19 protein-coding genes are annotated in these 17,906 nt (G+C 67.0%); 6 read left to right on the plus strand and 13 right to left on the minus strand.

Annotated elements, in window-relative coordinates:
• Window positions 1-10 precede the first annotated feature (10 nt).
• The 9 genes from ACEOAB_RS21705 to apbC form a co-directional block, all read right to left on the minus strand.
• The gene (locus ACEOAB_RS21705) at window positions 11-325 is read right to left on the minus strand and encodes a type II toxin-antitoxin system RelE/ParE family toxin (protein WP_413750730.1); all 315 of its coding nucleotides are present in this window, start codon (window positions 323-325) and stop codon (window positions 11-13) included.
• Entirely contained in the window at window positions 322-603 is a 282-nt protein-coding gene (locus ACEOAB_RS21710) for a YlcI/YnfO family protein (protein ID WP_413750729.1), read from the minus strand. Before ACEOAB_RS21710 ends, ACEOAB_RS21705 begins: the two co-directional genes overlap by 4 nt.
• Before the next feature lie 34 nt (window positions 604-637).
• Entirely contained in the window at window positions 638-1,426 is a 789-nt protein-coding gene (locus tag ACEOAB_RS21715; RefSeq protein ID WP_413750728.1) for an ABC transporter ATP-binding protein, read from the minus strand.
• 340 nt (window positions 1,427-1,766) lie between these two features.
• Window positions 1,767-2,516 (minus strand): molybdate ABC transporter substrate-binding protein, encoded by a 750-nt coding sequence (gene modA, locus ACEOAB_RS21720; protein ID WP_413750946.1) that lies wholly within the window; start codon window positions 2,514-2,516, stop codon window positions 1,767-1,769.
• A gap of 28 nt (window positions 2,517-2,544) precedes the next feature.
• Complete coding sequence (gene modB / locus ACEOAB_RS21725; protein ID WP_495653107.1) at window positions 2,545-3,228, minus strand: molybdate ABC transporter permease subunit; 684 nt, start codon at window positions 3,226-3,228, stop codon at window positions 2,545-2,547.
• 89 nt (window positions 3,229-3,317) lie between these two features.
• Window positions 3,318-3,665, minus strand: coding sequence for a winged helix-turn-helix domain-containing protein (locus ACEOAB_RS21730; protein ID WP_042674408.1), 348 nt, complete (start codon window positions 3,663-3,665; stop codon window positions 3,318-3,320).
• A gap of 65 nt (window positions 3,666-3,730) precedes the next feature.
• Window positions 3,731-5,428, minus strand: coding sequence for an OFA family MFS transporter (locus tag ACEOAB_RS21735; RefSeq protein ID WP_413750944.1), 1,698 nt, complete (start codon window positions 5,426-5,428; stop codon window positions 3,731-3,733).
• Between the two features lie 132 nt (window positions 5,429-5,560).
• The gene (locus ACEOAB_RS21740; RefSeq protein WP_413750943.1) at window positions 5,561-6,505 is read right to left on the minus strand and encodes a LysR substrate-binding domain-containing protein; all 945 of its coding nucleotides are present in this window, start codon (window positions 6,503-6,505) and stop codon (window positions 5,561-5,563) included.
• A gap of 362 nt (window positions 6,506-6,867) precedes the next feature.
• Complete coding sequence (gene apbC, locus ACEOAB_RS21745) at window positions 6,868-7,959, minus strand: iron-sulfur cluster carrier protein ApbC (protein WP_413749664.1); 1,092 nt, start codon at window positions 7,957-7,959, stop codon at window positions 6,868-6,870.
• Window positions 7,960-8,140: 181 nt separating this feature from the next.
• Between apbC and ACEOAB_RS21750 the strand changes: the two genes are divergently transcribed.
• Window positions 8,141-9,346, plus strand: coding sequence for a patatin-like phospholipase family protein (locus ACEOAB_RS21750; protein WP_413749663.1), 1,206 nt, complete (start codon window positions 8,141-8,143; stop codon window positions 9,344-9,346).
• A 31-nt stretch (window positions 9,347-9,377) separates the two neighbouring features.
• On the opposite strand, the gene ACEOAB_RS21755 is transcribed toward ACEOAB_RS21750, so the two are convergent.
• From ACEOAB_RS21755 to ACEOAB_RS21765, 3 genes are read right to left on the minus strand one after another with little or no spacing between them, the layout of a single operon-like run.
• A complete protein-coding gene (locus tag ACEOAB_RS21755) occupies window positions 9,378-10,058 on the minus strand; it encodes a YceH family protein (protein WP_413749662.1) in 681 nt (226 codons plus the stop codon).
• A 48-nt stretch (window positions 10,059-10,106) separates the two neighbouring features.
• Complete coding sequence (locus ACEOAB_RS21760) at window positions 10,107-10,805, minus strand: phosphodiester glycosidase family protein (RefSeq protein ID WP_413749661.1); 699 nt, start codon at window positions 10,803-10,805, stop codon at window positions 10,107-10,109.
• Between the two features lie 25 nt (window positions 10,806-10,830).
• Window positions 10,831-11,862 (minus strand): isocitrate/isopropylmalate dehydrogenase family protein, encoded by a 1,032-nt coding sequence (locus tag ACEOAB_RS21765; RefSeq protein WP_413749660.1) that lies wholly within the window; start codon window positions 11,860-11,862, stop codon window positions 10,831-10,833.
• Between the two features lie 195 nt (window positions 11,863-12,057).
• Here ACEOAB_RS21765 and metG point away from each other — a divergent pair, with 195 nt between their 5' ends.
• The 3 genes from metG (at window position 12,058) to ACEOAB_RS21780 (ending at window position 16,232) form a co-directional block, all read left to right on the plus strand.
• A complete protein-coding gene (gene metG / locus ACEOAB_RS21770; protein ID WP_056593886.1) occupies window positions 12,058-14,151 on the plus strand; it encodes a methionine--tRNA ligase in 2,094 nt (697 codons plus the stop codon).
• Window positions 14,152-14,168: 17 nt separating this feature from the next.
• On the plus strand, window positions 14,169-14,375 hold the full coding sequence (locus ACEOAB_RS21775) for a hypothetical protein (RefSeq protein ID WP_413749659.1): 207 nt from the start codon (window positions 14,169-14,171) through the stop codon (window positions 14,373-14,375).
• Window positions 14,376-14,552: 177 nt separating this feature from the next.
• Window positions 14,553-16,232: a SulP family inorganic anion transporter gene (locus tag ACEOAB_RS21780; RefSeq protein WP_413749658.1), complete on the plus strand. Its 1,680-nt coding sequence runs from the start codon at window positions 14,553-14,555 to the stop codon at window positions 16,230-16,232.
• A gap of 3 nt (window positions 16,233-16,235) precedes the next feature.
• Here ACEOAB_RS21780 and ACEOAB_RS21785 read toward each other — a convergent pair whose 3' ends face one another.
• Window positions 16,236-16,709 (minus strand): outer membrane protein assembly factor BamE, encoded by a 474-nt coding sequence (locus ACEOAB_RS21785; protein WP_413749657.1) that lies wholly within the window; start codon window positions 16,707-16,709, stop codon window positions 16,236-16,238.
• Window positions 16,710-16,778: 69 nt separating this feature from the next.
• Between ACEOAB_RS21785 and ACEOAB_RS21790 the strand changes: the two genes are divergently transcribed.
• Together ACEOAB_RS21790 and ACEOAB_RS21795 are read left to right on the plus strand one after the other, a co-directional pair.
• Window positions 16,779-16,985 carry a DUF3460 family protein gene (locus ACEOAB_RS21790; protein WP_056593896.1) on the plus strand — a complete coding sequence of 69 codons (207 nt, stop codon included), beginning with the start codon at window positions 16,779-16,781 and terminating at the stop codon, window positions 16,983-16,985.
• A gap of 76 nt (window positions 16,986-17,061) precedes the next feature.
• Window positions 17,062-17,898 carry a segregation and condensation protein A gene (locus tag ACEOAB_RS21795; RefSeq protein WP_007837595.1) on the plus strand — a complete coding sequence of 279 codons (837 nt, stop codon included), beginning with the start codon at window positions 17,062-17,064 and terminating at the stop codon, window positions 17,896-17,898.
• Window positions 17,899-17,906: the final 8 nt, after the last annotated feature.

Genomic DNA, 17,906 nt, shown 5'->3' on the forward strand with positions numbered 1-17,906 from the left:
GCATCCTCGCTCAGTGGTAGTCGTCTTCTCGCTGGTGCCTGACAGCGGCGACGACGATCGAGTCGTTCGCCTCAATTTCGAACAATGCAACGTAACCGCTTCCGCCGAATGGAATCACGAGTTCGCGAATGAATGGGCTGTCGCCCGCCTTGCGGCAAGTAAATGGTGAAAAACTGAGCGCGGCAATGCCGTTTTCGATGGCCTCGAGGGCGCGGGCGGCCAATGCCAGATCACCACCCCTGGCGAGCTCCCGCTCGATCACGAAGTCGTACAGGCGTTCAAGGTCTTCGGCCGCCTCCCGGGTAAACCGGACCGCATAACTCACCGGCGCGCCTGACTCTGCTGCTTCTTCGCCGAATCGAGTTTTGTCTTGAGGCGACGCATCACCTCGCCTGCATCGAAGTATTCATCGCTGCGGCGCGCGCTGGCCAGCGATTTCATGCCGCGCGCAATGAATTCGGCCTGACTCTTTCGCTGCGAAACGCAAGCGCGCACCGCAGCCTCGACAAACTGCGACAAGGACTCGCCCTCGCCGAGTACCTGCTCGACTTCGTCCCGAAACTCGGGCTCCACACGCACAGAAGGGATGGTGGCGGTTTTCATCGCCAAATTGTATCGCGTATGCGATACACGATCGTCAACCGCGTGCGTCCTGCATCAGCAGTCTGCGCAACTTGCTGCGCAGCGGCGTGTCTTCGGCATCCTGCACACCAGCGATATCCCGCAACGCAAAGTCGCGGCTCTGGGCGTTGTGCAAGTCGATCTCGCGCACCACCTGCCCGTCCTTGTAGACGAAGGCCACGTCAGCCAGTGCGAGCACGTCCTCGATGTCGTGCGTGATCATCAGCACGGGAATGCCCCATTGCCTGCGCACTTGCGCGAGTTCGTTACGCAACTCCGCGCGCAGCATGGGGTTGAGTGCGGCGAAGGGTTCGTCGAGCAGCAGCACCTGCGGCTCGCAGGCCAGCGCGCGCGCGAGCGCCACGCGCTGCTGCTGGCCGCCCGAGAGGTTCTGCGGCCGGCTGTCGGCCAGTGCGGCGAGGCCGAAGCTTTCGAGCAGGGCCTGTACGCGCTCGGCGTCTTGCGCGGCCGGCTTGCGACGGTGCCATGCGGTCAAGCCGAAGCCCACGTTTTCGCGCACGCTCAGGTGCGGGAACAGTGCGTAGTGCTGGAACAGGTAGCCGATTCGCCGCGCCGGCGCGGGCACGTCGATGCCCTGGGCCGCGTCGTACAGCGTGCGGCCGTCGAGCCGCACGTGGCCGGCACTGGGATGCAGCAGGCCGGCAATGGCCTGCAGGGTCAGCGACTTGCCTGCACCCGAAGGGCCGTAGAGCGCGGCGAAGGGCACGTCCGTTGCGAAACGCACGGCCAGATCGAAGCGTCGACTGCCGTCGGCTACCGTGAGCTTCAGGTCGACATCGATCATCCTTGCTGCTCCATTGTTCTGGGGCACGGTACCTGTTTCGTTCCGGGATGCGTGCACAGGCCACCGGGTACTCCCCTCCGCGAATGTCCCCCGCCTTCGGCTCCTCCTTTATTTCGCTGCGGGGAGCACCCGACGCCCTGTGCACGATGGACGCGGCGCTTGTGCCGGCCGTTCGACCGCTCCGCTGAACGCTCACGCCGGCGGGGTGCCTTGCGCAGCGAAATAAAGGAGGAGGCCGAAGGCCGGGGGACATTCGCGGAGCAAGGTACCCCGTCGGCGTGAGCGCACCCCGAAGCCCCCACAACGCGACGCATGAAGCAACAGGATCTCATCTCGGGAGTCACGGCTTCCCGAACCCGTAACGCGTAAGCACTTCCTGCGCGGCAGGCGTCGAAAGAAAGGCAATGAAGTCACCGGCCAGAGCCTTCTGCCTGCTCTCGGCCACCACGGCGATGGGATACGTCACAGGCGTGTGGCCGTTGGGCGTGAAGGCGATCTTCACCTTGTCGCCGGCCACGGCTGCATCGGTGCGGTAGACGAAACCGGCCTCGACCTCGCCGCGGCTCACGTAGTCGAGCACCTGGCGCACGCTGTCGGCCTGCACGAACTTCGGTTCGAGCGCGGTCCAGAGGTTGGCGTTGTCCAGCACCTGCTTGGTGTAGCGGCCGACCGGGACGGTGGCGACCTTGCCGATGGCGATCTTCTTCACGTTCGCGCCGCCCAGGTCCTGCAGCGTCTTGACGCCCACGCCCTCCTTGGCGGGCTCGATGAGCACCAGGCTGTTGGTGACGAAGTCCTTGCGCGTGGCGGCGTCGACGGCCTTCTGCTCGACACCGCGGTTCATCGTTTCCTGGTCGGCGCTGGCGAACACGTCCACCGGCGCGCCCTGGCCTATCTGCTGCAGCAGCACGCCCGACGCGGCGAAGTTGAAGCGCACCGTGGCGCCGGCCTTGGAAGCTTCGAACCTCGGCCCGATTTCCTTGAACGCGTCGGTCAGGCTCGCGGCGGCGGACACGGTGATCTGCTGCGCGCCTGCAGCCAGCGGCAGGGCGAGTGCGAGAACCAACGACAGAAGGCGGAACGGACGCATGAAGAACTCCAGAATGATGGAAACGAAATCAGCGAAGCGAGAAGAAGCGGCTCGACAGCACCAGCACAGTGATCGACAGCAGCGAGGTCACGACGACCAGCAGCAGCGCGAGGTCGTCGTGACCGGCCTGCACAGCGTCGTAGATGGCCATCGACAGCGTCTGGGTCTGTTTGGGAATGGAGCCTGCCACCATCAGCGACGCGCCGAATTCGCCCATCGCGCGTGCGAACGCGAGCAGCGTGCCGGCCAGGATGCCGGGCCATGCCAGCGGCAGCGTGACGCGCAGGAAAACCGACAGCGGCGACTGACGCAGCGTGCTGGCCGCGGCTTCGAGCGAACGGTCGACGCCCGAGAATGCCGCGCTGGCCGACTTGAGCACCAGCGGCAGCGCCACCACGGCCGAGGCCACCACGGCGCCGTGCCAGCTGAAGATGATGGTGTAGTCGAGGTGCTCGCGCAGCCACGCACCCAGAGGGCTGCGGCGCCCGGCCGCCACAAGGATGGCGTAGCCGATCACCGTGGGCGGCAGCACCAGAGGCAGCATGAACACGGCTTCGAGCACGGTGGCACCGAAGAACTTCTTGCGTGCGAACACCCAGCCCAGCGCCACGCCCGCAATCAGCGCCAGCACGGTCGCGACCGCGGCGACCTTGAGCGACAGCGCCAGGGGTGACCAGTCGGTCGAGGCGATGAAGGCATTCGTCGTATTCATTGGGATACGACGGGATTGTTGCACGACGGACGCTGCCACACCGCAAAGATGCACGGCGTGAGCTGCCCCATATACCGATCGATATAGCGTTACGGTGCCAGCAGCCGCGTCAGCGCACGGATGTCCGCAGCCGTGGCCAGCTTCGCCGCGTTTTCGATGGCGCGGTAGTGCCTGACGACTTCCTCGCCCACCGGCGTGAGCGCGGTGCCGCCGCCGCGCGAGCCGCCGGCCGCGGTGTTCACGGCGGGCGAGACCAGTGCCTGGTTCATCTCGTCGATCAGCATCCACGCCCTGCGGTACGACATGCCCAGCAGGCGGGCCGCCGCCGAGATCGAACCGGTCTCGGCCACCGCTTCGAGCACGGCGATCTTGCCGGGGCCGATGGCGATGGCGTCGTCTCGATAGACGCGCAGACGGAACTGGACTTTGGATTTCATTTGGCGCGAAGGGTAAACCATGCCGCAAGGCTCGGTTCCCTTCGCAAAGCCCCGGGAAAGCGTTCCTAGTTGAAGAACTTCGCCGCGCTCACCAGCGTCTTGTAGACGCCCCAAGCCAGCGGAATACCCACTGCCACCCACGCCAGCGCCACGACCGCAGGGCTCACCGTGTCGGCGCGGCCAGAGCCGCTGCCCACTTCGGCCGCAGAGGCCTTTTCATGCGCCAGCTTCTTCTCGACGGCCAGCTCGGCGTCGGTCATGAAGTGCTTGTCGGCCACCGGGCGCACCAGCAGGTTGGCGATGAAGCCGATCACCAGCATGCCCACGAGGATGTACATGGTCTGGTTGTAGACCTGCTCGCGCGGCAGGCCCAGGCCCAGCTGGTATTCGCGCATGTAGTTCACCACCACCGGGCCGAGGATGCCGGCCGTGGCCCACGCGGTGAGCAGGCGGCCATGGATGGCGCCCACGAACTGCGTGCCGAACAGGTCGGCGAGGTACGCCGGCACCGTGGCGAAACCGCCGCCGTACATCGACACGATCACGCAGCAGGCGCCCACGAACAGCAGCTTGCTGCCCGCGCCGGCCGACGAGGGAATGCTCGCGTACAGGATGCCGCCGAGCACGAAGAACACCGTGTAGGTGAGCTTGCGGCCCAGCTTGTCCGACAGGCTGGCCCACACGAAGCGCCCGCCGATGTTGAACAGCGACAGCAGCGCCGTGAAGCCGCCCGCCACCACCGCGATGGCCGCGAGTTGCGTCTTGTCGAGCTGGCCGTACTTGGCCGGCAGGTCGATCAGCGCGCCGCCGAACACTTCCTGCAGCATCGGCGAGGCCATGCCGATCACGCCGATGCCGGCGCTCACGTTCATGCACAGCACCAGCCACACGAGCCAGAACTGCGGAATGCCCCAGACCTTCTTCACGTGCACGTGGCGCTGCGTGATCATGGTGTTGGTGGTCTGCGCCGGAGGTGGGGTCCAGCCTTCGGGCTTCCAGCCCGAGGGCGGCACGCGGTAGCCCAGCGCGCCAGCCATCATGAACACGAAGTAGCCGAGCGCCATCACGACGAAGGTCTGCATCACGCCCACGTCGGTAGCGGTGCTGAAGCGCTTCATCAGGTCGACCGCCAGCGGCGAGCCGATCATCGCGCCGCCGCCGAAGCCCATGATGGCCATGCCGGTGGCCATGCCGCGGCGGTCGGGGAACCACTTGATCAGCGTGCTCACCGGCGAGATGTAGCCGAGCCCGAGGCCGATGCCACCGATCACGCCCGAGCCGAGGATCATCAGCCAGAACTGGTGCAGGTGGATGCCCAGCGCCGACAACAGCATGCCGCCGCACCAGCACAGCGCCGACACCACGCCGGCCTTGCGAGGACCGGCGCGCTCGAGCCAGCCGCCCCACAGGGCCGCCGAGCAGCCGAGGAAGACGAAGAACAGCGTGTACATCCAGCCGAGGGTGGCCACGCGCCAGTCGCAGTTGGTGGCGAAGAGCTCGGCGAAGAAGCTCATGTCCTTGGCGCAGGCCTGGGCGCCGGTGCCGGCCGTGCCGAGCGCCTTCGACAGCGGCAGCCAGAACACCGAGAAGCCATACGCCATGCCGATGCACAGGTGAATGGCCAGTGCGGCGGGGGGCACCAGCCAGCGGTTGAAGCCAGGGCCCGCGATGATGCGTTCCTTTTCCAGGAAGCCAGGTTGCGGTTGCGCCCCTCCTCCGACGATGCGATCTCCATCGAGAACGCCTGCAGTTGAGCCTGCCATATTTCTCCTTGTTGGCCGGATTTGTAACTCTTGTGTTTGAATCCGGGCCGCGGAGTGTGTCAGAACGTTTCACACTCCGTCAAATTCGTTCGGCGCATCGGCCGATTCAATAATTAAATGCCCAGCCAGTGCTCAGTCGCCGAGCGCCCCGCTGTGGATGCGCACCTGCTCACGCCACTCGGCGGTTTGCAGGAAGGCCAGCGCGGCTTCGAGCGCACGCGAGGAGCGCACGCCGTCCTGCGTCATGAAGCCGATCGGCGTGAGCACTTCGGGCGCCACCAGCGGCAGCGCCTCCAGCTCGCGATGGCTGCGCACGGCCGCGACCATGGCGCCCGGAAGCACGCTGCTGACCGTGCCCGCGCTGACCGCGAGCGCGAGCGCAAGCACGGAGTTGGTCTCGATGGCGGGCGCCACCGGAACGCCGGCTTCGCGCAGCGCCTGGTCCATGATGGCGCGGTTGTGCATGTCGGTCGTGAGCAGGCACAGCGGCAGCTTGCCGGCCTCGGCCCAGGTGACGGGCTGGCCGATGCGCAGTTCGTCCACCGAGGGCGTTTCGGCACGCCGCAGCAGGAAGTAGTGCTCGACGCTCTGCGGCCAGGCAGTGAGCTTGATGCCCGGCAGGTGCATGCGCTCCGTGTAGCCGAGCGCAAGGTCGATCGACAGGCTTTCGAGCCCCGTCTCCAGTTCCTGCGAGCTCATCGACAGCACGACCGGCAGGATGCCCGGATGCCGCTGGTTCAGCATGGCCGCGAAGCGCGAGAGCATCGGAATGGCGGTGGGCACCGCGGCCATGCGCAGGCGCCCGTGCGGGTTGTCCACGTCGCTGCGCAGCTCCTGCAGCAGCACTTCGTTGTCGCGCAGCATGCGCTGCGCCGTGGCCAGCACGCGCTCGCCTTCGTGTGTGAGGCCGACATAGACGCGCGCGCGCTTGACGATGACCACGCCGAACTCGGTTTCGAGCGCACGCAGCGCGTTCGACAGCGCCGGCTGCGTGATGTGGCAGGCCTGCGCGGCGCGGCCGAAGTGCTTGTGCTCGTTGAGCGCCACCAGATAGCGCATCGAGGCGAGCAGGTTCATGCCTGTGGCTCCGGCGCGTGTCGTGTCGCGGGGTGCTTGTGTTTCTGAGGCTCTTGTCCGGGGCGCGTGCACAGGCCACCGGGTACTCCCCTCCGCGAATGTCCCCCGCCTTCGGCTCCTCCTTTATTTCGCTGCGGGCAGCACCCGGTGCCCTGTGCACAACCAGCGCTGCTCTTGTGCTGGCCGATCAACAAGTGCTCTGATCGATCACGCCGGCGGGGTGCCTTGCGCAGCGAAATAAAGGAGGAGGCCGCAGGCCGGGGGACATTCGCGGAGCAAGGTACCCCGTCGGCGTGAGCGCGCCCCGAACAACGACACACATCACGCGCAACGCACCCAATCGAAAAGCAGGGCTTCATCCCTCAGGTGTTCTTGCTGATCGAGATCGTCGGAAACTTGGAGGAAAAATCCTTCGCCTTCTCGGCGATGCCCACGGCCACGCGGCGTGCAACCGCCTTGTAGATGCCGGCCACATCGCCGTCCGGATCGGACACCACGGTGGGCGCGCCGCTGTCGGCCTGCAGGCGGATCTTGATGTCCAGCGGCAATGCGCCCAGGTACTCCATCTGGTACTCGGCCGCCATCTTCCTGCCGCCGTCCGCGCCGAAGATGTGCTCCGCATGGCCGCAGTTCGAGCAGATGTGCACCGCCATGTTCTCGACGATGCCGAGGATCGGCACGCCGACCTTCTCGAACATCTTGATGCCCTTCTTCGCGTCGAGCAGCGCGATGTCCTGCGGCGTGGTGACGATCACCGCGCCGGTCATCGGCACGCGCTGGCTGAGCGTGAGCTGGATGTCGCCGGTGCCCGGGGGCATGTCGACGATCAGGTAGTCGAGGTCTTTCCAGTTGGTCTGGCGCAGCAGCTGCTCCAGCGCTTGGGTGGCCATGGGGCCGCGCCAGACCATGGCCTGGTCGGGGTCGACCAGGAAGCCGATGGACATCACCTGCACGCCGTGGCGCTCCATGGGCTCCATGGTCTTGCCGTCGGCGCTTTCGGGGCGGCCTTCGATACCCATCATCATGGGCTGGCTCGGGCCGTAGATGTCGGCGTCGAGCAGGCCGACCGTGGCGCCCTCGGACGCCAGCGCCAGCGCCAGGTTGGCCGCCGTGGTGCTCTTGCCCACGCCGCCCTTGCCCGAGGCCACCGCGACGATGTTCTTGACGTTGGGCATCAGCTGCACGCCGCGCTGCACCGCATGGCTGATGACCTTGGTGACGACGTTGACCGACACGTTCTCCACGCCCGGTACCGCTTTGGCTGCCGCCACCAGCGCCTTGCGGATGGCCGCGTGCTGGCTCTTCGCCGGATAACCGAGTTCGAGGTCGAACGAGACGTCGCCCTCCGCTATCTGCAGGTTCTTGAGCGACCGGCTCGCCGCGAATTCCTTGCCGGTGTTAGGGTCCGTGACGGCCTTGAGCGCGTCCATGAGCCCTTCTGGGGTGAGTGCCATTGATCAAACTCCTGAATGGCCGGTAGTCTAGTGGCTCGCCCCCAGGCTTCGCGCACTTCGTGTCGCTTCTCCCGCCCCCTACCGGGGGCAACACCAGCGGCCCGGCAAAGCCGGTTCCGCGGTGTTCCGCAAGAAAACGGGGAATCCAGGTCTTCTTTCAATGGCTCATGGCAACGACAAAATGACAGAGACCAGTCCCGCCACCGGCCTCCTGCTCACCGGGGGCGGCGCCCGGGCCGCCTACCAGGTCGGCGTGCTCGAAGCCATTGCCGATATCCGCCGCGCGGCCGGACCGGCGGCCACCGGCACCGGCAATCCCTTCGACGTCATCACCGGCACCTCCGCCGGCGCCATCAACGCGGCCGCGCTGGCCTGCGGCGCCGACGACTTCGACCAGGTGGTGGCGAACATCGCCGAGGTCTGGAGCCGGTTCCGCGCCGAGCAGGTGTACCGTGCCGATTCGCTCTCGGTGATCGGCAGCGGAACGCGCTGGCGCATGCTGCTCGGGTTCGGGCGCTTCGCGGCCAACTGGATGCGCATCAAGCCGAAGTCGCTGCTCGACAACGCGCCGTTGGCCGAGCTTCTGCAGCGCATGGTGCCGCTCGAGCGGCTGCCGCAGCTCATGAAGGACGGCCACCTGCAGGCGCTGGCCGTGACCGCATCGAGCTACAGCTCGGGCGAGCACGTCACCTTCTTCGAGGCCGCCGTACCGATGGAGCCGTGGGTGCGATCGCAGCGCTTGTCGGTGCGCGACCGCATCACGCATGCGCACCTGCTGGCGTCGTCGGCCATTCCGTTCGTGTTTCCGGCCACGGCCCTGCCGATGCAAGGCCATACCGAATACTTCGGCGACGGTTCGATGCGCCAGTCGGCGCCCATCGCGGCAGCGATCCACCTCGGCGCGCAGCGCATCGTGGTAATCGGCGCGGGCCGCATGCACGAGCCGCGCGACACCACGGCGCCCAACACCCACAGCGGCTATCCGACGATGGCGCAGATCGCGGGCCATGCGCTGTCGAGCATCTTTCTCGATGCGCTGGCCGTGGACATCGAGCGCCTGCGCCGCATCAACCACACGCTGGGGCTGGTTCCCGAAGAGGCGCGCGCGGCGAGCACGCTGCGCCCGCTCGACCTGCTGGTGATCTCGCCCTCGGAACGGCTGGACGTGATCGCTGCGCGCCACGTCGATGCATTGCCCGGCGCGGTGCGGCACCTGCTGGGCGGCTCGAAGGTTGCAGCCGACGTGAAGGGCGGCGCGCTCGCGAGCTACCTGCTGTTCGACTCGGCGTACACGCGCGACCTGATGGCGCTCGGACGCGCCGATGCGATGCGGCAGCGCGACGAAGTGCTCCGGTTCTTCGGGTGGGAGACGCTCGCCGCGACGTGAGCCCCGCTTCCCGGCTGTCTGGCGGGCGTGCTCAGCCCCCTTCGGAAATACCCAGCTCGGAACACACTCGCCCCAGCAGCGCCTTCAGCGATGCCACCTCGGCTTCGAGGCGTGCCACATTGGCCTTCAGCGCCGCGACCTCGCCGAGCGACACATCGTGACCGGCGTGCGATGCCTCGGACGCCGGCCCTGCCACCTCTTCGGCCGGCGCACCGCTCAACAGATGCGCCCAGCGGCTTTCTCGCGCGCCGGGCAGGCGCGCCAGCTTCACCACCAGCGCGCCGGCCGGGCGCTCCGCCAGCTCGTCGAGGAAGCCTTCCACCGACGAGATGTCGGCGAAGTTGTGCATGCGGTCGCAGGCGATACGCAGTTCGCCCGCCGTCTGCGGCCCGCGCAGCATCAGCACGGTGAGCAGGATGACCGACTGCGACGGAATGCGCAGCACGCGGTCGACGTTGTGCTCGTAGCGGAAGGCGCGCCCGCCGCTGGTTTCGGCGACGAGGCTGTAGCCCTTCAGGCTGTCGATGGCGGCCTGCACCTGCGACTCGGTGAGCTCGAGCACCGGGTTGCGGCTGGTCTTCTGGTTGCAGCCCGACACCAGCGAATTGAGCGTGAGCGGGTAGCTGTCGGGCACGGTGCGCTGCTTTTCGGCGAGCACGCCGAGCACGCGGGTTTCGAGGAGGGACAGGACGGGCAGCGATGGGGTGGACATGGCTCAGGCAAGGATCGAGGGTGAAAACGCGAAGGGCGGCAACCGCATTCAAGGCGACGCGATGCCGAGCATAGGCCCCAGCTCCCGCACGAAGTCGCTCCGGTGCAGCGCTGCCGAATGCAGGGCCGAGACCGTGCCGTCGAGGTACAGCGCATCGCGGCAGTGGAGCACGTCGCGAAAGTACAGCGCGAACTCGTGGAAATTCACCGGCTTTTCGCTGATCACGAAGATGGCCGTGTGGCCGATCACGCCGACGCCGTTGCGGATCTTGCGCGAATCGGAATGGGGAATGAAGGCGGGATGCACGACCCCATGGCGCAGCAGCAGCGGACCCGACTGCGTCGCGAGGCGCACGCCCTTGGCCAGCGCCGGATATTCCGACGACTCGACCACCCGCGGCCCCGCGTCCGACACGAGGAACACACCGTTGGGCTTGAGGAAGAAGTTACCCGCGCCATCCGCCAGGTTGAGCGGCGCTTCTTCGCGGCCGTCGCGCACCAGCAGGCCGACCGGGGAAAAGTCCTCGTGGTACATGCCGGCGTTCACCGCGAAGTCCAGTTGCCGGTGGTGCTCCTTCAGCCAGGCATCGAGCCGGTCGAAGCGCTTGAACGGCACGCCTGCGTCGTCGCGCAGGAACAGCTCGAGCCGCTCGGTGCGCAGGTCGACCCTCACCACGGTGAAGCCCCGGTCCGCCGCCGCGAGTCCTGCAAACAGCAGGGCCGCCAGGAGCAGCAGAAGCCGTTTCATACAGCGTCTGCGAGCCCTGCGCCGCTCAACCGCCGTTGATGCGGCTGACCAGCGCCGTCGTGAACGCCGCCGTGCCCGCCGTACCGCCCAGGTCGCCCGTGCGCACCTTGTCGATGTTCAGCGTCTCGTCGATGGCCTTGCGCAGGCGCGTGGCCAGCTCGGGCAGCTTCACGTGGTCGAGCATCAGCGCGGCGGCCAGCAGCAGCGCGGTCGGGTTGGCGATGCCCTTGCCGGCGATGTCGGGCGCGGAGCCGTGCACCGCCTCGAAGATCGCCGCGTCGGTGCCGATGTTGGCGCCGGGCGCCATGCCCAGGCCGCCGACCAGGCCCGCCACGAGATCGGACAGGATGTCGCCGAACAGGTTGGTGGTGACCAGCATGTCGAACTGCCAGGGGTTGAGCACCAGCTTCATCGCGCAGGCGTCGATGATGACCGTGTCGAGCTCGAACTTGCCCTTGTACTTCTTCTCGTAGAGGTCGAGGCCGGTCTCCAGGAAGATGCCCGTGAGCGCCTTCATGATGTTGGCCTTGTGCACGATCGTGACCTTCTTGCGGCCCGTTGCCACGGCGGTGTCGAAGGCGTACTCCAGCAGGCGGCGGCTGCCCTGGCGGGTGTTGATACCGGTGGCCATGGCCACGGCGTGCGGGTCGCCGTCGATGGGCACGTAGTGCTCGTGGCCGATGTAGAGGCCTTCGAGGTTCTCGCGCACGACCACGAGGTCGATCTTGTCGAAGCGGCCGCCGGGAATGATGGTGCGCGCCGGGCGCAGGTTGGCATACAGCTGGAACTCCTCGCGCAGCCGCACGTTCGACGAGCGGTAGCCACCGCCCGAAGGCGTCTCCAGCGGGCCCTTCAGGGCGAGGCGGGTGCGGCGAATGCTGTCGAGCGTGGCCTGTGGCAGCGGATCGCCCGAAGCCTTGACGCCGCCGAGGCCGGCGATCTGGGTGTCCCAGGCAAAGGGGGCCTTCAGCGCATCGAGCGCGGCCAGCGTGGCGTCGACGATTTCGGGGCCGATGCCGTCGCCGGGGATGAGGGTTGCGGGAATGGAAGTGGTCATCGGCTGCGTCTCGCGTTGTGTATCGGGGGCTGGAGCATACGTCGCGCACGAGACAGTGCCGAGTGGCCCGGTGCTCAAGACGGTTTTTGCTTGAGGTGTTTGTGGTACGCGAAAGTGCCGTCAAACACACCGGTCGACGCCGCCACCTAAAATGCGCGGTTCTCCCGTCAGCCACTCCCGAAAGCGCCCTCCCCGATGTCCGCCCCGCGCAAGCTCTTCGTCACCACCGCCCTGCCGTACGCCAACGGCAAGTTCCACATCGGCCACATGATGGAGTACATCCAGGCCGACATCTGGGTGCGGAACCAGCGAATGAACGGCGCCGAGGTCAACTTCGTCTGCGCCGACGACGCGCACGGCGCGGCCATCACCATCGCGGCCGACAAGGCCGGCGTGACGCCGCAGGCCTTCGTGGCCGAGATCGCCGCGGGCCGCAAGCCCTACCTCGACGGCTACTTCATCTCGTTCGACAACTGGCACTCGACCGACGCGCCCGAGAACCACCAGCTCGCGCAGGACATCTACCGCGACCTGCGCGCCAACGGCCTCATCGAGACCAAGAGCGTCGAGCAGTTCTACGACCCCGAAAAGGGCATGTTCCTGGCCGACCGCTTCATCAAGGGCGAGTGCCCCAACTGCCACTCGAAGGACCAGTACGGCGACAACTGCGAGGTGTGCGGCGCCGTGTACGCGCCCACCGAGCTGATCAACCCCTACTCGGCACTGTCGGGCGCCAAGCCCGAGCTGCGCAGCTCCGACCACTTCTTCTTCAAGCTCTCGGACCCGCGCTGCGAGGCCTACCTGAAGGAATGGACCGCGGCCGCCGGCCACGTGCAGAGCGAAGTACAGAACAAGATCCGCGAGTGGCTCTACAAGGACGACGAAGGCAAGGGCGGCCTCGGCGACTGGGACATCAGCCGCGACGCGCCCTACTTCGGCATCGAGATCCCCGATGCGCCGGGCAAGTACTTCTACGTGTGGCTGGACGCGCCCGTGGGCTACCTGGCTTCGCTCAAGAACCTGCTCGACAAGCGCTGCATCGAGCTCGGCGGCGACGGCATCTCGTACACCGAGTACATGGCCGACCCCGAGCTGGAGCAGGTGCACTTCATCGGCAAGGACATCATCACCTTCCACACGCTGTTCTGGCCCGCGATGCTGCACTTCAGCGGCCGCAAGGCGCCCGACGCCGTGTACGTGCACGGCCACCTCACGGTGAGCGGCGAGAAGATGAGCAAGAGCCGCGGCACGGGCATCGACCCGCTGAAGTACCTGTCGATCGGGCTCGACCCCGAATGGCTGCGCTACTACATCGCGGCCAAGCTCAATGGCCGCAACGAGGACATCGACTTCAACCCCGAGGATTTCGTCGCGCGCGTCAACAGCGACCTCGTGGGCAAGTACATCAACATCGCGAGCCGCGCGGCCGGCTTCATCGGCAAGCGCTTCGGCGGCCAGCTCGGCGAGGTGTCGGCCGACGGCGACGCGCTGCTGTTCGCGCTGCGCGACGCGGCTTCGCAACTGCATTCGCTGTACGACGGCCGCGACTACGCCCGCGCGCTGCGCGAGGTGATGGCGCTGGCCGACAAGGTGAACGAGTACGTCGACCAGAACAAGCCCTGGGAGCTGGCCAAGAAGGAAGGCGCCGAGGCACGGCTGCACGACGTGTGCACGGTCTGCATCGAGGCTTTCCGCCTGCTCACGCTGTACCTGAAGCCGGTGCTGCCGGCGCTGGCCGTGAACGTCGAAGCCTTCCTGAAGATCTCGCCGCTGGCCTGGACGGACGCCGCGCAGTCGCTGCCGGCGGGCCACGCCATCGGCGAGTACAAGCACCTGATGCAGCGCGCCGACGCCAAGGTGGTCGACAAGCTGTTCGACGCGCCCGAACCCGCACCGGCCGCTGCCGCCTCCTCGGAAGGCGCACTGCCAGGCGGTGAAGCCATCGCGCCCACCATCACCATCGACGACTTCGCGAAGATCGACCTGCGCATCGCGAAGATCGTGGCCTGCGAGAAGGTCGAGGGCTCGACCAAGCTGCTGCGCCTGACGCTCGACGCCGGCGAAGGCAAGACGCGCAACGTGTTCAGCGGCATTGCTTCTGCCTACCAGCCGGAGCAGCTCGTGGGCAAGCTCACGGTGCTGGTCGCCAACCTGGCGCCGCGCAAGATGAAGTTCGGCATCAGCGAAGGCATGGTGCTGGCCGCCAGCCACGGCGACGAGAAGGCCCATCCGGGCATCCACGTGCTGGAACCGTGGCCTGGCGCAACGCCGGGCATGCGGGTTCGCTGATCGCAAAGGACATCGCCATGGCCACGCTGCTGCATCGCGCCCTTCTGCTTCTCCCGCTTTCCGCCCTGTTGAGCGGCTGCGCCGTGGTGTCGGTGGCGAGCACCGCAGTGAGCGTGGGCGCCGGCGTGGTGGGCCTCGCAGCCGACGCGGCCATCGGCACCGCGCGCATCACCGGCAAGGCCGTGGGCGCGGCGGCCGATGCGGTGATTCCCGACAGCGAGTAGGCGGGAACTCGGTCAGTCCGCCAGGCCCAGCCGGGCCAGGTGCGGCGGCGTGTGCGGCGCCTTCTCCTTGCGCACGAAGGCGGACCTCAGCCCCCGCATGCGGCTCGCGGGCATCGAAGAAATTGGATAAGTTAATCGAAAGTTCGCACGGGAACGGCAGTCCACAATGGGCATCCCATGCAATCCCCGCTAAACCTCACCCGTTTCCGCCCACGCCTGATGGACTCGCTCACGGGGTACAACCGCGAGCGCTTCTTCAAGGACCTGGGCGCGGGCGCCACGGTCGGCATCGTGGCGCTGCCGCTGGCCATGGCCTTCGCCATCGCCTCGGGGCTGAAGCCCGAGGCGGGCATCTGGACGGCGATCATCGCGGGCTTCCTGATCTCGCTGCTGGGCGGCTCGGCGGTGCAGATCGGCGGGCCGGCGGGAGCGTTCATCGTGATCGTCTACGGCATCGTCGAGCGCTACGGCGTGGCGAACCTGCTGATCTCGACCGCCTGCGCAGGCGTGCTGTTGTTCATGGCGGGGCTGTTCGGGCTCGGGCGGCTGGTGCGCTTCGTGCCGCTGTCGATCGTGGTGGGCTTCACCAACGGCATCGCGGTGCTGATCCTGCTGTCGCAATTGAAAGACCTGCTCGGGCTGACGGTGGCGAAGATGCCGGCCGACGTGTTCTCGCAGCTGCATGCAATGGCGCTGCAGATCGGCACCTTCAACCCTTATGCCTTCGCGCTCGGCGTGACCTGCGTGGCCGGGCTGGCGCTGTGGCCGCTGCTGCTGAGCGGCGACTCGAAGGTGGGCACCGCGGTGCTGCGCGTCGCGGGCCGCGTGGCGCGCACGCGCGCCGTGCAGGTGGGTGCACGCATGCCAGGGCCCATCGTGGCGCTGGTCACGCTGACGCTGGTGTCGTGGGGCTTCGCGCTGCCGGTGGAAACCATCGGCACGCGCTTCGGCGGCATTCCCGAAGGCGTACCGGGCTTCGCGCTGCCCGACTTCTCGTGGGAAACGGTGAAGCAGCTCGTGACGCCCACGCTCACCATCGCGCTGCTCGGCGCCATCGAGTCGCTGCTGTGCGCACGCGTGTCGGACCAGCTCAGCGGCCAGCCGCGCCACGACCCCAACCAGGAGCTGATGGCGCAGGGCATCGCGAACGTCGTCACGCCCTTCTTCGGCGGCATGCCGGCCACCGGCACCATCGCGCGCACCGTGACGAACATCCGCTCGGGCGGCACCTCGCCGATCGCGGGCATCGTGCATGCGCTCACGCTGCTCGCCGTGGTGCTGCTGGCCGCGCCGCTGGCGCGCCACGTGCCGCTCGCGGTGCTGGCGGGCATCCTGGTGTTCGTGGGACTGAATATGGGCGAATGGCGCGAGTTCACGCCCACCCAGCTGCGGCATTTCAGCCGGCACTACCGGCTGCTGATGCTCGGCACCTTCTTCCTCACCGTGGTGTTCGACCTGACGGTGGCGGTGCAGGCAGGCATCGTGCTGGCCTGCGCGCTCTTCATCCGGCGCATGAGCGGGCTGTTCGGCGTCGAGCTGGTGACGCTGCAGCCGCCGGTGATCACCTACCGCCTCTACGGCGCGATGTTCTTCGGTGCAGCCGCGAAGCTCGACGAGGCGGTGAACGCCGCCGAGCGCGCGCCGCGCGGCATGACGCTGGTGCTGGACGCCACGCACCTGATCTACATCGATGCCACGGGCGTCGATGCGCTGCGGCAGCTGCACCGCGCGGTGCTGGCGCGCGATGGGCAGTTGCGCATCGAGTCGCTGCAGCCGCAGCCGCTGGAAGTGCTGGAGCGCTCGGGTTTCGCCGAGGAACTGACGACCGGCCGGCCCGGCGCGGGCCACGGCGCCTGAACGCTACGGCGCCTCGGTGCCGCGGTCGGGCGAGGAGCCGCTGCGCACCACGCGCTGGTCGTCGTTCAGCGTGGCGGTGAAGACCATGGCCGAGTTCGGCGGCTGCACCCAGCGCCATTCCCATTCGGTCTCGCGCTTGAGCGCATAGGGCGTGATCTTGGCGGGCTTGCCGAGCAGCTTGCGCAGGTCTTCCATCATCATCCCGGGCTGCACCTTGGCGAAGTTCTGTGGCGTGAGCACCTGGCGCAGCGCGCTCATCTTGCCGTCGGCGCCGATGGTGATCATGTAGTTCTTCTGGCCCTGCGGCTGGCGGTTGTACTCGAGGACGCGGCCGTTCGGCACGTCCCAGATGTTCTCGGGCTCGCCGAACCGGGCGCGCACGTCGGCCTCGGTGGAGACGCCCTCTTCAAGTTCGCTGATGTTCTTCGGGTCGCATGCCGCGAGCCCGATCACCGCTGCCAGAAACCCTGTTGCCATGCCGATCCGCCACCCTTGCCGTTGCTTCATGCCGTCCCCGGTAAAATTCGCGCCATAAAGGTCCAGTCTATGTCCATCTTCCGCCGCCCCCACTACACCTCCGAGATCACGAACTTCATCGAGGAGATGAAGGAAAAGAAGCCGACGCTGGAGGCCGAACAGCGCGCCGGCCGCGCCCTGCTCTGGGACAAGCACCTCGACCGCAGCCTGCTCGAGGAGTACAGCGAAGCCCGCATCCCGATGCAACCCTACGTCTACCAGACGCAATCCAAGTAATCTTCTTGATGCCGAATTGGCAGCAAATGCCCGTCCGCATTGCGTCGGTCGCTATTAAAACAATAGTGATCGACCGATGAGCGAAGACGAGGACAACGGCACGCTGGTGGTCGCCATGCCCGATGTGGTCGACCAGGTCGCGCTCGCGAGGCTCTATGGCGAGCCGCTGTTCGCGATGCCGAAGGATCTGTACATCCCGCCCGAGGCGTTGCAGGTGTTCCTGGAGGCCTTCGAAGGCCCGCTGGACTTGCTGCTCTACCTGATCCGCAAGCAGAACTTCAACATCCTCGACATCCCGATGGCGGGGCTCACGCGCCAGTACCTGAGCTACGTCGACGAGATTCGCCAGACGAACCTCGAACTCGCGGCCGAGTACCTGCTGATGGCCGCGATGCTGATCGAGATCAAGTCGCGCATGCTGCTGCCGCCCAAGAAGGTGGCCGACGGCGAGGAGGCCGAAGACCCGCGCGCCGAACTCGTGCGCCGCCTGCTCGAGTACGAGCAGACCAAGCTGCAGGCCGCCGCCATCAGCGCCATGCCGACCTACGGCCGCGACTTCTGGAAGGCACAGGTCTACATCGAGCAGTCACTGAAGCCGCGCTTCCCCGACGTGGACGTGGTCGAGCTGCGTGACGCGTGGGCCGACATCATGAAGCGCGCCAAGCTCGTGCAGCACCACAAGATCTCGCGCGAGGAGCTCAACGTGCGCGAGCATATGAGCATCGTGCTGCGCCACCTGCAGGGGCAGCGCTTCGTGGAGTTCGAGAAGCTGTTCGACGTGTCGCGCGGCACGCCGGTGCTGATCGTCACCTTCATCGCGATGCTCGAGCTCGCGAAGGAGACGTTGATCGACATCACGCAGGCGGAAGCCTTCGCCCCTATTTACGTTCGACTGGCCTACTCGCCGGCCTGACCCAACCA

The organism is Variovorax sp. Varisp53 (assembly GCF_059491555.1).

Bases quoted from the DNA above. Each gene is read 5' to 3' on its own strand.
- ACEOAB_RS21795 (WP_007837595.1), top strand. From the start codon at position 17,062: ATGAGCGAAGACGAGGACAACGGCACGCTGGTGGTCGCCATGCCCGAT.
- ACEOAB_RS21735 (WP_413750944.1), bottom strand. From the start codon at position 5,428: ATGGCAGGCTCAACTGCAGGCGTTCTCGATGGAGATCGCATCGTCGGA.
- metG (WP_056593886.1), top strand. From the start codon at position 12,058: ATGTCCGCCCCGCGCAAGCTCTTCGTCACCACCGCCCTGCCGTACGCC.
- ACEOAB_RS21790 (WP_056593896.1), top strand. From the start codon at position 16,779: ATGTCCATCTTCCGCCGCCCCCACTACACCTCCGAGATCACGAACTTC.
- ACEOAB_RS21715 (WP_413750728.1), bottom strand. From the start codon at position 1,426: ATGATCGATGTCGACCTGAAGCTCACGGTAGCCGACGGCAGTCGACGC.
- ACEOAB_RS21740 (WP_413750943.1), bottom strand. From the start codon at position 6,505: ATGAACCTGCTCGCCTCGATGCGCTATCTGGTGGCGCTCAACGAGCAC.
- ACEOAB_RS21750 (WP_413749663.1), top strand. From the start codon at position 8,141: ATGACAGAGACCAGTCCCGCCACCGGCCTCCTGCTCACCGGGGGCGGC.
- ACEOAB_RS21755 (WP_413749662.1), bottom strand. From the start codon at position 10,058: ATGTCCACCCCATCGCTGCCCGTCCTGTCCCTCCTCGAAACCCGCGTG.
- ACEOAB_RS21775 (WP_413749659.1), top strand. From the start codon at position 14,169: ATGGCCACGCTGCTGCATCGCGCCCTTCTGCTTCTCCCGCTTTCCGCC.
- ACEOAB_RS21710 (WP_413750729.1), bottom strand. From the start codon at position 603: ATGAAAACCGCCACCATCCCTTCTGTGCGTGTGGAGCCCGAGTTTCGG.
- ACEOAB_RS21765 (WP_413749660.1), bottom strand. From the start codon at position 11,862: ATGACCACTTCCATTCCCGCAACCCTCATCCCCGGCGACGGCATCGGC.
- apbC (WP_413749664.1), bottom strand. From the start codon at position 7,959: ATGGCACTCACCCCAGAAGGGCTCATGGACGCGCTCAAGGCCGTCACG.
- ACEOAB_RS21785 (WP_413749657.1), bottom strand. From the start codon at position 16,709: ATGGCAACAGGGTTTCTGGCAGCGGTGATCGGGCTCGCGGCATGCGAC.
- ACEOAB_RS21760 (WP_413749661.1), bottom strand. From the start codon at position 10,805: ATGAAACGGCTTCTGCTGCTCCTGGCGGCCCTGCTGTTTGCAGGACTC.
- ACEOAB_RS21780 (WP_413749658.1), top strand. From the start codon at position 14,553: ATGCAATCCCCGCTAAACCTCACCCGTTTCCGCCCACGCCTGATGGAC.
- modB (WP_495653107.1), bottom strand. From the start codon at position 3,228: ATGAATACGACGAATGCCTTCATCGCCTCGACCGACTGGTCACCCCTG.
- ACEOAB_RS21730 (WP_042674408.1), bottom strand. From the start codon at position 3,665: ATGAAATCCAAAGTCCAGTTCCGTCTGCGCGTCTATCGAGACGACGCC.
- modA (WP_413750946.1), bottom strand. From the start codon at position 2,516: ATGCGTCCGTTCCGCCTTCTGTCGTTGGTTCTCGCACTCGCCCTGCCG.